Source organism: Sandaracinobacter neustonicus (assembly GCF_006385875.1).
Lineage (GTDB): Bacteria > Pseudomonadota > Alphaproteobacteria > Sphingomonadales > Sphingomonadaceae > Sandaracinobacteroides > Sandaracinobacteroides neustonicus.
In genome coordinates, this window is sequence record NZ_VFSU01000009.1 from 44,117 (window position 1) to 55,790 (window position 11,674).

Sequence of the window (11,674 nt, forward strand, 5' to 3'; positions counted from 1 at the left end):
GCGGACAAATGGGGAGCGGTGCCATAGCCACGAAGCGTCTCAATCTGCTGCGCCACGCCAAATCCAGCTGGGACGATCCTGTGGAGCGCGATTTCGACAGGCCGCTGAACGGGCGCGGCCATCGCGCCGCGCGCCGCATGGGCGAATGGCTGAAAGAGCAGCAGCTGCAGTTCGATAGCGTGATCGCCTCCCCGGCGCTGCGCATCCGCCAGACGATCGAGGGCGTCGAATCCGGGCTGGGCCGCAAGCTGTCGCCCGTGTTCGATAAACGCATCTACATGGCCTCTGCCGCCTCGCTGTTCGATATCCTGCGGGAAACGCCGGACAGTGTGGAGACGCTGCTGCTGATCGGCCACAATCCGGGTCTTGAAGATCTGCTGCTGCTGGCGACGGAGGAGGACGTCTCTGCGTTGCGCGCGGAAGCGGAGATCAAATATCCCACCGCCACCTTCGCGACCATCGAGCTGGACGTGGAAAGCTGGGCTGCGGCGGAGGAGCATATGCCGGGCCGCCTGACCGCGTTCGTCCGCCCGCGTGATCTGGATTCGACGCTTGGCCCGGATGACTGAGGCGCGAAGGGCAGCGGCGGGCTTGCCGTTCCCCCGTCTCCCCCGCTACCAGCGCGCTTGATGGTCCTCGCCGATACCCTATTCCGCCCGCTGATCGTGCTGGGCAGCTTCGCGCTTTCGCTGCTGGCGGGCATCGGCCGGCTGGCGATGTTCGCCGGGCGTGCCGTGCGCGCCATGCTGACGCCGCCCTGGTATCCCGCCCGCCTGTTCGAGCAGATGGCGCTGATCGGCTGGTTCTCGCTGCCGGTGGTGGGGATGACGGCGCTGTTCACCGGGGCGGCGTTGGCGCAGCAAATCTATGTCGGCGGGCAGCGCTTTTCCGCCGAATCCACCGTGCCCGCCGTCACCGTGATCGCCATGGTGCGCGAACTCGGCCCGGTGCTGGCGGGGCTGATGGTGGCGGGGCGGGTCTCCTCGGCGATTGCCGCCGAACTGGCGACCATGCGCGTGACGGAGCAGCTGGACGCCATGGTGACGCTGCGCACCGACCCATGGCGCTACCTGATCGCGCCGCGCATCATTGCCGCCACGCTGATGATGCCGGTGCTGGTGGGCGTCGCCAATATCGTCGGGATTCTGGGCGGTTATCTGCTCGCTGTCTATCGGCTGGATTTCAACGGCAGCACCTATCTCGCCACCACCATGCGCTATCTGGAGGCGGACGATATCGTTTCCAGCCTGGTGAAGGCCGCCGTGTTCGGCTTCCTGCTGGCGCTGGCGGGCTGCTACCATGGCTATCGCTCGGGCGGCGGCGCGGCGGGCGTGGGGCGCGCCACCACCAACAGCGTCGTCACCGCCTTCATCCTGATCCTGATGTTCAACCTCGCCATCACCGTCGCGGTGTTCGGCGGATGAGCGTGCCGCGCCTTTCCATCCGTGGCCTGAAGAAGGCGTTCGGCCCCAAGGTCGTGCTGGACGGGGTCGATCTGGATGTGGCGGTGGGCGAAAGCCTCGTGATCATCGGCGGCTCGGGCACCGGCAAATCCGTGCTGCTGAAGTGCATCCTCGGCCTGATCCACCCCGATTCCGGCTCCATCAAGCTGGACGGGCAGGAACTGGTCGGCCTGAAGGGCAAGGCGCTGGAACAGGCCCGCGCCCGCTTCGGCATGTTGTTCCAAGGCGGCGCGCTGTTCGATTCGCTGCCGGTTTGGCGCAACGTCACCTTCGCGCTGACGCAGGGCAAGCTGGGCGCGGGCGCGGCGATGCACAAAATCGCGGTGGAAAATCTCGCCAAGGTGGGGCTGGAGCCGCGCGTGGCAGACCTGCGCCCGTCCGAATTGTCCGGCGGGATGCAGAAGCGCGTGGCGCTGGCCCGGGCGATTGCCGCCAACCCGGAAATCCTGTTCTTCGACGAACCCACCACCGGGCTGGACCCGATCCGCGCCGACACCATCAACGCCCTCATCCGCCAGCAAGTCAGCGCGATGGGTGCCACCGCGCTGACGATCACCCACGACATGGCCTCCGCCCGCCACATCGCAGACCGCATCGCCATGCTGCACGGCGGCCGCATCCTGTGGGACGGCCCGGTTTCGCAGCTGGACAGCAGCGGCAACGCCTTCGTGGACCAGTTCGTGCACGGGCGGTCGGAAGGGCCGATCACGGCTGGCGCGAACGGCTGACGAACGTTTTCGAAGGGGCTCTGCCCCTTCACCCCGGCAGGGGCGTGACGCCCCTGCACCCCCGACGTTTTTTGTGTAGCCCCTCCCCTGCAGGGGAGGGGTTGGGGTGGGGGCCATCCGCTTGGCGCGAGGTTAGAGTTTATGGCCTGCGGCGCTTTGGGGTCTGTCCCACCCACCTCTCCCCACGTCACCCCGGGCTTGATCCGGGGTGACGGTTCGGGGTGTGGGGAGGGTGGCGGGTATGTTCAGGGGCCTTCGACAGGCTCAGGCTGAGCGGGTGGGGAGGTTGGGAGCGGGTGCGGAGGTTAGTGGATCAGTCCCGGCGTTGCTCCCCTCTCTCCACCTATCTCCCCAGAGGGGAGAGAGAGCCTGTTGCGCCGCAGGCAATCGAATCTGATCACACACACACAACGCTGCAGGTGGAGCACAACGCCAACTTCGGGGGTGCAGGGGAATGATTCCCCTGCCGGGTGCAGGGCAGAGCCCTGCCCGCCGGAGGCAAGAACCCCTAACCGCCCCGGCTCAAACCCAGAGCTTCAGCCGCACCCAGCGCACAGCGGGGCGGACAATCTGCCAGCCTAGTGGTGCCCAGCCGCCGGTGACGGAGCCGCTGCCGGACATACCCGCGCGCAGACCATCGGTATCACTGGCGTCGATGGTGACGAGGGTGCGGAAGATGTTGCGGCCTTCCACCACTTCCGAGAGCGGGTAGACGCGCGAGACGGTTCCGCTGAGGCGGGAGAGCGGGCGGGAGGCGAGGCGCATGGAGACGGCAGCACCCGGTTGCACCCGGCCGACGTCGCTGTCGCCCACCAGCAGTTCGGCGCGATAGCCGCCCGGCGCGGCGATGCTGAACAGCGTGTCGCCCCGGCCCATGGTCGCGCCCACGCGCCGCCGCAGGTCTTCGCCGTTCACGGTGCCGGCGATGGGGGCGCGGACGATGGTTTCGCCCAGCCGCGTTTCCAGGAGCGCGACTTGCCCGGCGAGTTGCGCGGCCTTTAGCTGCGCCAGCCGTTCGGCTTCCACATCGCCGTCTGCGCGGGCGGCGGCGGCCTGCGTGCTGGCGGCTTGCAGGGCGGCGGTGGCTTCGTCGCGGTCGCGCTCGATCTGCGTGGAATCGAAGCGCACCAGCACCGCGCCCGCCTGCACCTGATCGCCCGGATCTGCGGCGACTTCGTCGATGCGCGCGGTGATCGGGGCGGTCACCACCCGGCGTTGCAGCGGCTCGATGGTCAGTGGTGCGCGAACCCGGTCTGGCAGGGGCAGCAGCAGGGCGAGCAGCAGCAGCGCGGCCAGCCCGCGCCGGGCGAGCGGGGCGCGGCGCTCGACGGGCACGGAGGCAGGCCATGGCGCGGTGGCGACCAGCTTGTCGAAGCGGGTGGAGAGTGTCGGCCGATAGAGGCGCGCCACGGCGACGGGCGCAGCGCGGCGGGCGAAGGCAGCGGCGGCGGCCCCGTCTCCGGGCGGCCATGTCAGCACCACGAGGCCGTCGCCTTCGGGCGAGAGGCTGGCGCTGCTGTGCAGGGCCGCACCATCGGCCAGCCGTTCGAGGCCGGTGAAGGCGGAGCTCGGTGCGGCGGAGACACCATCGGCCACTTCGCCGGCTGCGAGTTCCAGTGCCCGGCGCGATTCGGCGGAGAGTTGTGCGGTCTGGCTGTCGGCCACCCGCACCACGCGCAGCCGCCGCAGCGTGGCGAAGGCGAGGCGCGGCGCACCGGCCAGTGCGGCGGCGCGCACGGCCAGCTGATGCAGGGCGGCGTCTGTCCAGTCGGCGGCGGCGACATCCAGCAGCAGCGCCTCCATCGCCGGGTTCTGCCCGGCGGCGTGCGCGGCGGCGATGGCACGGATCAGTTCCAGCCGCTCGCGCGCCAGCGCCTGCGCCAGCGGCGTGTCCTGCGCCAGCCGGTGCACGGCGACGGGAATTCCGGCGTCATCCGGCCCCAGCACGCCCGCCGCGCCGCGCCCTTCCACCGCCACGCCGTCACGCGCGGCGGCGCGGGCCAGCGCCATCACCGGGGGTTCCAGCGTCTCGGGCAGCACGTCGCCATCTGCCGTTACACGGGCGATGGCGAAGGCTTCGCTGTTTAGCAACTGGGACTGGAACTCGGCGAGGTCGCGCAGCCGGTCCGGCCCGGCGGTGGCGAGCGCGTCGAGCGCCTGACGCAGGCGGCTCATTTCGCCAGCGGCTTCAGGATCACGCTTCCCTGCAGGCCGGACGGCAGCGCCTCCCCGGTGTTTTGCAGGCGGAACACCGCGCGCACCTGCCCGCCGTCGATCACCGGATCGATGTAGATCAGCGTCGCCGGAAGGGTGCGGCTGAAGGGCGCGGCGAACACCACCGGATAGGTCGCCCCCTGCTTCAGGCCGGAATAGCGCGCCACCGGCACGAAGGTTTCGCCGCGCAGGGTGGACATGTTCACCACCGTCGCCAGCACGTCGGATTTGCGGACGGACATGCCCGGCCGCGCGCCGATCCGCGTCACCCGGCCATCGAACGGCGCGCGGGCGACGTAATTTTCAAGCATCACCTTTTCCAGAGAGAGCCGCTGCCCCTCCACCGATTGCCGATCCTGCGCGGCGCGGCTTTCCAGCCCGGCCTGCTCGGCGGCGGCGCGGGCCTGCCGCAGCTCCCAATCGGTGGCGGCACCCTTGGCGCTGGCCTTCTGCGTACCCTCCAGCCGGGCCTGCGCTTCCTGCCGCCGCACCTCGGCGGCGCGCGCATCGGCGCTGGACCCGGCCGCCTTCGCCGCCAGAGACACCCGCGCCCGCTGCTCGCGATCATCCAGTTGCACCAGCACCGCGCCCTTGCGCACGGGGCTGCCTTCTGTCGCGCCCACGGAGACGACGCGGCCATCGGTGGCGGCACGCAGCGCGACCATCTGTTCGGCCATGAAGATGGCAACGGCGCGCGGCTCCGCCGCCGGGCGCGCCACCGGTTTCGCGGCAGGTTTCGCAGCCGGGGCCTGCGCAGCAGCGGCCCCCGCGACGGCGAGCAACGGCAAAAGGGCAGGAAACAGACGCATGGCGGTTCTTCTATGCGATTGCGAAATGGGGGCAATCCCTTGGCGATTGTATTCTTTGGAAATAAGCATCGCTTACCTGTTCTTTGTTCCGCTCCGGCCAATATCGCCCCGCTCAGGCTGAGCTTGTCGAAGCCCCTGACGTGAAAGCACTATGGCCGGGCCGGGGTGGGCAAGCTCCATGGGCTTCGACAAGCTCAGCCTGAGCGGGGGAGAGGAGCGGCGGCTAAGGCCGACGGGCTTGTAAAGACTGTGATCGCCAATCCTTTTCAAAGCGGTTTCAACGTTCAGACTGCGGGTCCAGCAGCCGCATCGCGGCGGTTGCCGCCTGCCACGCCAGCGGCCGTGCCGGGGCGCCCAGCCGCAGCTCCACCCGCTGCCCCTGCCTGAGCGCGGGCGCGCCCGGCTCCGGCACCAGCCACACTTCCACCATTGGCACGGTGGTGCGCCGCCGCGCCGGATCGGTCGGGTCCACCGTGAACGGGCCGCCCGCGGGCTTGCCCAGCGCTTCAGAGGGGAGCTTCTGCGTCGCATCGTCGGCAACTGCCATAATACGGGCGCGAAAGCGCAGATCGGGCCGCCCGGCCACGCGGGCCTGCGCCAGCGCGCGACCCTGCGCGAAACTGGCCCGCACCCGGTCCGCATCGCCTTCGCTTACCAGCGCGTGCAGCCGCCAGTCGTTGCTCGGGATGATGATGGCCAGCGGCTGGCGCGGGTTCGGGGCCACCCAGCTTCCGGCATAATCCCCGGCGTTCAGCGGGTCCCAGCCCGGCTCGGCGGGCACTTGCAGCATCGCTTCCTCGCCGGCGAGCGCGGCGGCGGTCGCCTGCAATCCGGCGGCGGCTTCGGCGGCGGCCTGCGCGCCTTCGCCGCCCAGATCGGCGGATTGCCGCCAGCGCGCCATGGCCTCCGCACCGCGAATCGTGGCCAGCCGCTGTGCGTCCGCCAGTTCGGGCGACTCCAGCTCCAGTGCCATCCCCTCGCCCGCGCCCGCAGGGGCCACCGCCGCCACTCGCACGTCGCGCGGGGGGTAGATGAAGCGCGCGCCGCGCGCCTCCGCCACGCCCGTGGCCGGAACCCCGGCGGGCAGCGGCAGCAGGAACAGAAAGGCCAGCACAGCGCCCGCGAACAGCAGCATCCGCCGCTTCACCAGCGCAGGCTCGGCCGCCATCGCCAGCATCCGCCGCCCCGTCCCCAGCGCGGGCCGCACCACCAGCAGGGACAAGGCCACCGCCAGCATCAGCAGCGCCGCCCAAGGCGACAGCTTGTGCGCCAGCCACACCAGCCCGGCGAACACCAGCAGCCGGTAAGACAGCATCCCCAGCCAATAGGCGATCAGCCATGGGTCCGGCCGGGGCAGCTCTGCCGCCGGGCGAACCCGGAACAGCCGGGCGGGCACCACCATCGCGGCGGCCGACGCACGCTGCATCAGGTTCGGCCGCTCCAGCAGGTCAGACGCGACATAATAGCCGTCCATCCGCCCGAACGGGTTCAGGTTGAACAGCAAGGTCGTCACGGCAGCCACCGTCGCCACCTGAATGGCGGCGCTCCGCAGCAGCGGATCGTCGCTCGCCGCCCACAGCAGCACGGCGAAAATGGCGATCCAGCTTTCCACATACATGCCCGCCACGCCCACCACGGCGCGCCGCCACTTGGACCTGAGCCGCCAGGCGCTCGTCACGTTGGTGAAGGGGAAGGGCATGATCAGCATCACCGCAATCCCGGCGCGGATGGATTGCACCGGCAGCCCCTCGGCCGCGGCCATGCGCCACAGCGCGGTGGCATGGCCCAGTTCGTGCAGCCCCTTCAGCGCGAGGAACAGGATGTAGAGCAGCACGGCCGCGCGGGCATCGAACTGGTTCACCCACGCCATCACGTCGGATCGGCCATCGTCCGCCACGAACAACAGCAGCGCCGTGATCGCCAGCACCGCCCACAGCAGGGCGACGGCGGGGCGGAACATCCAGCCCATCAGCCGGTTCGCCAGCGGCATCCACGGCCCCAGCTCCAGCAATTCGCGGCGCAGGAACAGCGCTTTGCCTTCGATAGGCCCCACAGGCGCAGCAACCCCCGCCTCCAATCCCGGCGCAGACACCAGCCCGGCGGCAATTAACTGCCGCAGCAGCGCCTCGCCCTCAGCCGGGGGCAGTCGCAATTCCGCCAGCGCTACGGGCAGCGGCCGCACGCCATCCAGCCGCCCCAGCAGCGCATAGGCCTTGGGCGAAACGGCCAGATGCCGCCCCGCCGTCACATCAGAGACGATATAGCGCGGCGAATCCCGGAACAGCGTGCGAACCGCCGCCAATCCGGGCCGACGCGTAAACAAGACAGGCGATTGATTGGCCATCCGGCAGTTCCGACCCCTGTCGCTCCTAACCTGAAAAGGGCCGCGCTGCAATCAGCCCTGATCCTAGAATCTGGGCCTTGGCCCCTGTGCGGCGGGCGGCTGGGGACGGGCGGGTACCGGAGGCGACCCGGAATGGGAGGCGATGGCTGCGGCAGGGGCTTCGACGGACGTGGCCGGCGGCGCAGCCGACCCTCCGGCCGCTGCCAGCGCGGTCGGCGCGGGCGGGCCATAGGCTTCGGCGGGAAGCTTGCTGTCCTGTCTGGGCGCGGGAGGTCCGAATTGTGCCAGCTTATTTTCGGACGCGAGCGGATCGACCGGCGAGACAGCGGGGGCTTCGTCCTGCGCGAGCCGAACCTCTGGCAGAGCTGCGGGCGACTGCGGAACGGCAGAGGGCCCGTTTGCCTTCAAATCGGCCGCCTTCAAATCGATCGGCGCGCGGGCAGGCTTCGCGTTCGCCGACTCTGCCGGGAAGGAAGGCCGCATCTGTTGCGCGGGCGCGTTGGCGAGTCGGACCGGCGCGGCTGCCGGTTCCGCGGCAGGAAGCGCGGGCGTGCCTGCCAGCGTGACGGAGGGGGTGGCGCCGGAATCCTGCCCCGGGCGCGCCATGAGGAGGCTGATGGAGACAAGGCCAATGGAGAGAAGCACGACAGCTGCGGCCGAGGCGGCAGCATAGCTGCGCCAGCTATCGGCCCGACGCCCCCGCGTCACGGATGCCGGGTCTACGGCGCCGGGCGCGGCAACAAGCAGCTTCGGCGCGGCACCGACATCGGCGGCGGCCAGCTGTGCCGTCGCCGTCGCGCGGGCAGTAATCCGCGCGGCCATCCCGTCTGGCAACGGGGGCTCGGGCAGCTTCGACAACGCGTGCGCGACGCGTTCGTCTTTCTGGTTGTCCGTCGCTTCGTTCATGCCAGCAGTTTCAGATCCTCGGGCGCTATGCCCATGCGTTCCAACTCTTCCCGCAGGCTTCGCCGTGCCCGGAAGAGCAGCGATTCCATCGCCTTCAGGTTCAGGCCCAGCATTTCCCCCGCGAGCAGGTTCGAAACGCCTTCAAGATAGCATAGCACAAGCGCGGCGCGATGCCGATGCGGAAGCGCACACAGCGCCTGATCGATCACCTCCTCCAGCCGTTGCATCGCCAGTTGCCGTTCGGGGCCGGGCGATTCGTCCGCTATCTCAGGGAGTGGTCCGTCGGGCACCACGCGAAAGCGGCGCAGCCGATCAAGGCAGAGGTTGATCGTCACCTGCTGCAGCCAGGTCAGCAGCCCGCCGCCGCGGCTTTCCCAGCGGGGCGCATTCTGCCACAGCCGGGTGAAACATTCCTGCACGGCATCCTCAGCTTCCTGCGCGTCGGTCAGCAGGCGATAGGCTACGCGATACATGCGGGGGCTGTGGCGATCGACCAGCCGCCCGAAGGCGCAGACATCGCCGATGCCGGCCCTTCGCATCAGCGCGTCATCCGTATCCGCCGCCCGCAGCGCCGCTTCGGCATTGCGGCCGGCATCAGCGAATGCCGGGACATCTTCAAGCTGTGAAAGGGACTGCTGAGGGGGCACCGGCAACCACTGTTCCGCGGGACGTTCAGGCTTTCGGCTAGGGGTTGCGCAATGAACCCCGGATGTATCCGGAAAAAATCCCGGTCGCGCGCGAAGGGTCTGCGCACCGGCAACGTTTATCGTTGGATGACCAACCGTTGCCCGAGGCTCTCCACAGTTTCTGTCGCCGGAATGCCGGTGCGGGCGTTGGCGTCCCCTTTCTTCAATCGAGGACGTTAGAAATGAAATTGAGCACCCTGCTGGGCTCGCCCTGCATCGTCACACTCGCCGTTGCAGCGGCACCGGCGCTGGCTGACACCACTATCAGCAAGGACAGCACCACCCCCCTCGATACATTGAGCGCCGGGAATATCCTGATCAAGAAGGACGCGGAGCTGAGCGTTGCGACCGGCGCGGCCATCACCGTGAACAGCAGCAACACGGTGACGGTCGAAGACGACGACAGCGACGACAGCGACGATGAGCCGGGCCAGATCACCGCAGGAAAGGCGGACGGCGCCACGGGCGTCCTGATTCAGCCCGGCGTCACGACGACCATCACCAACGGCGGCACCATCTCGGTGCTGGAAGAGTTTGTGCCGTTGGACGAGGACGGCAATTCGATCGCCGACGGGCCGATTGCCTCCGCGAAAAATCGCTATGGAATCCATGTGGCGTCGGGCGACAGCGTTACCGGCTCCATCACCAACACCGGCACGATCACCCTGGAAGGCCTGAATTCCGCCGGGATCGCGGTGGATTCGACACTCGTCGGCTCTTTGACCAACAGTGGATCGATCCGGGTGGTGGGCGACAACAGCTACGGCATCCGCACCTCGGATGTTACAGGCAACATCGTGCTGGAGGGCAGTATCGTCGTCACCGGCGCTGGCGCGCGAGCGGTGAGCATCGAGGGGGATGTCGGCGGCAGTATCCGCATCCAGGGCACCGTCGCGCACCAGACATCCTTTGTTTATGACGACGACGGCAACACAATCTACCTGTCCCGCTACGACCTGCGCCTCGGTGCCCCGGCCGTCTCGGTGGCGGGCAATGTCGCGGGTGGGATCGTCGTGGCGGTGCCGCCCGACGACAACAGCAGCACGGATGATGACGAGGACGACGACGGCGTCGTCGACAGCAGCGAGGGCAGCGGCACCGTCATCGCCTATGGCAACGGCCCCGGCATGCTGATCGCCAGCGACAAGGATATCGTGATCGGCACGCTGCCCACCGCGAACGGCGGCTACTCGCTGCTGGTGGAGGGCGGTGTTTCGGGCACCGCCACCTATAGCCGTACAGACGCGTACGGCATTGTGATCGGCGGTGCCGAAGGCACCGTCAGCCTGCCCGGCGGCATCGGGGTAACCGGAGCGGTGCAGGCCACGACGCAGGATGCGAAAGCCACGGCCCTGCTCATCAACGAAGGGGTAACCGTTTCCTCCCTCTACAACAGTGGCACGATCATGGCGGCCATCAGCTCGCAGGGGGAGGGCGAGGCCTATGCCATCCAGGATCTTTCCGGGACCCTCACCAAGATTGAAAACACCGGTTTCATCACTGCCAGCGGATCGAGCACGGATATCGTCTATGCTCTGGATCTTTCCCGGACTACAGCCGACGTTGTCATCGACCAGTATATGAACGCGGAGGACATCGAGACGAGCGAGGATATCGAGGAGGATCTCGACGAAGGCGAAACGGACGACACGGTCTACACCCTTTCAATTACCCACAAGTGGTCGCGAGCGTGATTCCGTTGGCCGCATGAGCATTGCCCGTCTGGAATCAAGCATGATTCATTCCCTGGCACCTGAATCGGTTGGCGGGGTGCAACGTGGAGACGTCCGTTTTCGATGCGGCAGGATGGGCTGACGGGGAAGTCGATCCCGCCGCCTTTCGTGATAAGCGACTGGGCGAACGGCTTCGAACGATGCTTAAGCAGATGGCAGGAGCGATTGGCGCACCGATACCGATGGCGTGTCAAGACTGGGCCAATACAAAGGCGGCCTACCGTTTTTTGTCTAATGGCTCGGTGAACGAGGGAGACATACTTGCCGGGCATTTTCAGGCGACACGGACACGCGCGGCGGCGCTTGAGGGGTTCATCCTGGTTTTACAGGACACCACCGAATTCTCCTATCAAAGGCGCAATCCTGAAACGATTGGCGCCATCGGGCTTGCGCCGAGCCGGCGTGATGAGAATGGTCGGCTTCGGCTTCATACGGTCTGCGGCCTGCTCATGCACTCCAGCCTTGCGATCACGACTGAGGGATTGCCACTGGGTCTGACAGCGGCGAAATTCTGGACCCGCACCAAGTTCAAGGGCGCCAACGCGTTGAAGCGGCGGATCAATCCCACGCGCGTGCCGATCGAGGAGAAGGAGAGCTACCGCTGGCTCGAGAATATGCGTCAATCGACCACCCTGCTAGGCGATCCGGAGCGACTGGTTCACATTGGCGATCGAGAGAACGACATTTACGAGTTCTTCTGCGAAACACAGGCGCTCGGCACGCATTTCTTGGTCCGCACCTGTGTCGATCGTCTGGCTGGCGACGGTGGCCATACGATCGCCGACGAAATG

At 67.9% G+C, this 11,674-nt stretch carries 10 protein-coding genes; 5 read left to right on the top strand and 5 right to left on the bottom strand.

Features of this window, described 5'->3' with window-relative positions:
• Nucleotides 1-8: 8 nt before the first annotated feature.
• The 3 genes from FJQ54_RS01055 to FJQ54_RS01065 are packed head-to-tail and all read left to right on the top strand — an operon-like array spanning nucleotide 9 to nucleotide 2,191.
• Nucleotides 9-569, top strand: coding sequence for a SixA phosphatase family protein (locus FJQ54_RS01055; RefSeq protein WP_140926464.1), 561 nt, complete (start codon nucleotides 9-11; stop codon nucleotides 567-569).
• A gap of 60 nt (nucleotides 570-629) precedes the next feature.
• Entirely contained in the window at nucleotides 630-1,424 is a 795-nt protein-coding gene (locus FJQ54_RS01060; RefSeq protein ID WP_140926465.1) for an MlaE family ABC transporter permease, read from the top strand.
• Nucleotides 1,421-2,191 (top strand): ABC transporter ATP-binding protein, encoded by a 771-nt coding sequence (locus tag FJQ54_RS01065; RefSeq protein WP_140926466.1) that lies wholly within the window; start codon nucleotides 1,421-1,423, stop codon nucleotides 2,189-2,191. The genes FJQ54_RS01060 and FJQ54_RS01065 overlap by 4 nt, the downstream gene beginning before the upstream one ends.
• A gap of 522 nt (nucleotides 2,192-2,713) precedes the next feature.
• Here FJQ54_RS01065 and FJQ54_RS01070 read toward each other — a convergent pair.
• The 5 genes from FJQ54_RS01070 to FJQ54_RS01090 form a co-directional block, all read right to left on the bottom strand.
• Nucleotides 2,714-4,366 carry an efflux RND transporter periplasmic adaptor subunit gene (locus tag FJQ54_RS01070; protein ID WP_140926467.1) on the bottom strand — a complete coding sequence of 551 codons (1,653 nt, stop codon included), beginning with the start codon at nucleotides 4,364-4,366 and terminating at the stop codon, nucleotides 2,714-2,716.
• On the bottom strand, nucleotides 4,363-5,214 hold the full coding sequence (locus tag FJQ54_RS01075) for an efflux RND transporter periplasmic adaptor subunit (protein ID WP_181159930.1): 852 nt from the start codon (nucleotides 5,212-5,214) through the stop codon (nucleotides 4,363-4,365). The genes FJQ54_RS01070 and FJQ54_RS01075 overlap by 4 nt, the downstream gene beginning before the upstream one ends.
• A gap of 277 nt (nucleotides 5,215-5,491) precedes the next feature.
• Nucleotides 5,492-7,516, bottom strand: coding sequence for a zinc metalloprotease (locus FJQ54_RS01080; RefSeq protein ID WP_140926469.1), 2,025 nt, complete (start codon nucleotides 7,514-7,516; stop codon nucleotides 5,492-5,494).
• A gap of 105 nt (nucleotides 7,517-7,621) precedes the next feature.
• Nucleotides 7,622-8,464, bottom strand: coding sequence for a hypothetical protein (locus tag FJQ54_RS01085; RefSeq protein ID WP_140926470.1), 843 nt, complete (start codon nucleotides 8,462-8,464; stop codon nucleotides 7,622-7,624).
• A complete protein-coding gene (locus FJQ54_RS01090; protein WP_235890258.1) occupies nucleotides 8,461-9,111 on the bottom strand; it encodes an RNA polymerase sigma factor in 651 nt (216 codons plus the stop codon). Before FJQ54_RS01090 ends, FJQ54_RS01085 begins: the two co-directional genes overlap by 4 nt.
• 221 nt (nucleotides 9,112-9,332) lie before the next feature.
• On the opposite strand from FJQ54_RS01090, the gene FJQ54_RS01095 reads away from it, so the two are divergent.
• Entirely contained in the window at nucleotides 9,333-10,844 is a 1,512-nt protein-coding gene (locus tag FJQ54_RS01095; protein ID WP_140926472.1) for a bactofilin family protein, read from the top strand.
• A gap of 83 nt (nucleotides 10,845-10,927) precedes the next feature.
• Nucleotides 10,928-11,674: IS4/Tn5 family transposase DNA-binding protein (locus tag FJQ54_RS01100; protein ID WP_207790333.1), on the top strand; the 747-nt coding region annotated here is incomplete at its 3' end.

Coding starts and splice junctions, on each gene's coding strand:
- FJQ54_RS01070 (WP_140926467.1), bottom strand. CDS start 4,366: ATGAGCCGCCTGCGTCAGGCGCTCGACGCGCTCGCCACCGCCGGGCCG.
- FJQ54_RS01085 (WP_140926470.1), bottom strand. CDS start 8,464: ATGAACGAAGCGACGGACAACCAGAAAGACGAACGCGTCGCGCACGCG.
- FJQ54_RS01065 (WP_140926466.1), top strand. CDS start 1,421: ATGAGCGTGCCGCGCCTTTCCATCCGTGGCCTGAAGAAGGCGTTCGGC.
- FJQ54_RS01095 (WP_140926472.1), top strand. CDS start 9,333: ATGAAATTGAGCACCCTGCTGGGCTCGCCCTGCATCGTCACACTCGCC.
- FJQ54_RS01060 (WP_140926465.1), top strand. CDS start 630: ATGGTCCTCGCCGATACCCTATTCCGCCCGCTGATCGTGCTGGGCAGC.
- FJQ54_RS01075 (WP_181159930.1), bottom strand. CDS start 5,214: ATGCGTCTGTTTCCTGCCCTTTTGCCGTTGCTCGCCGTCGCGGGGGCC.
- FJQ54_RS01055 (WP_140926464.1), top strand. CDS start 9: ATGGGGAGCGGTGCCATAGCCACGAAGCGTCTCAATCTGCTGCGCCAC.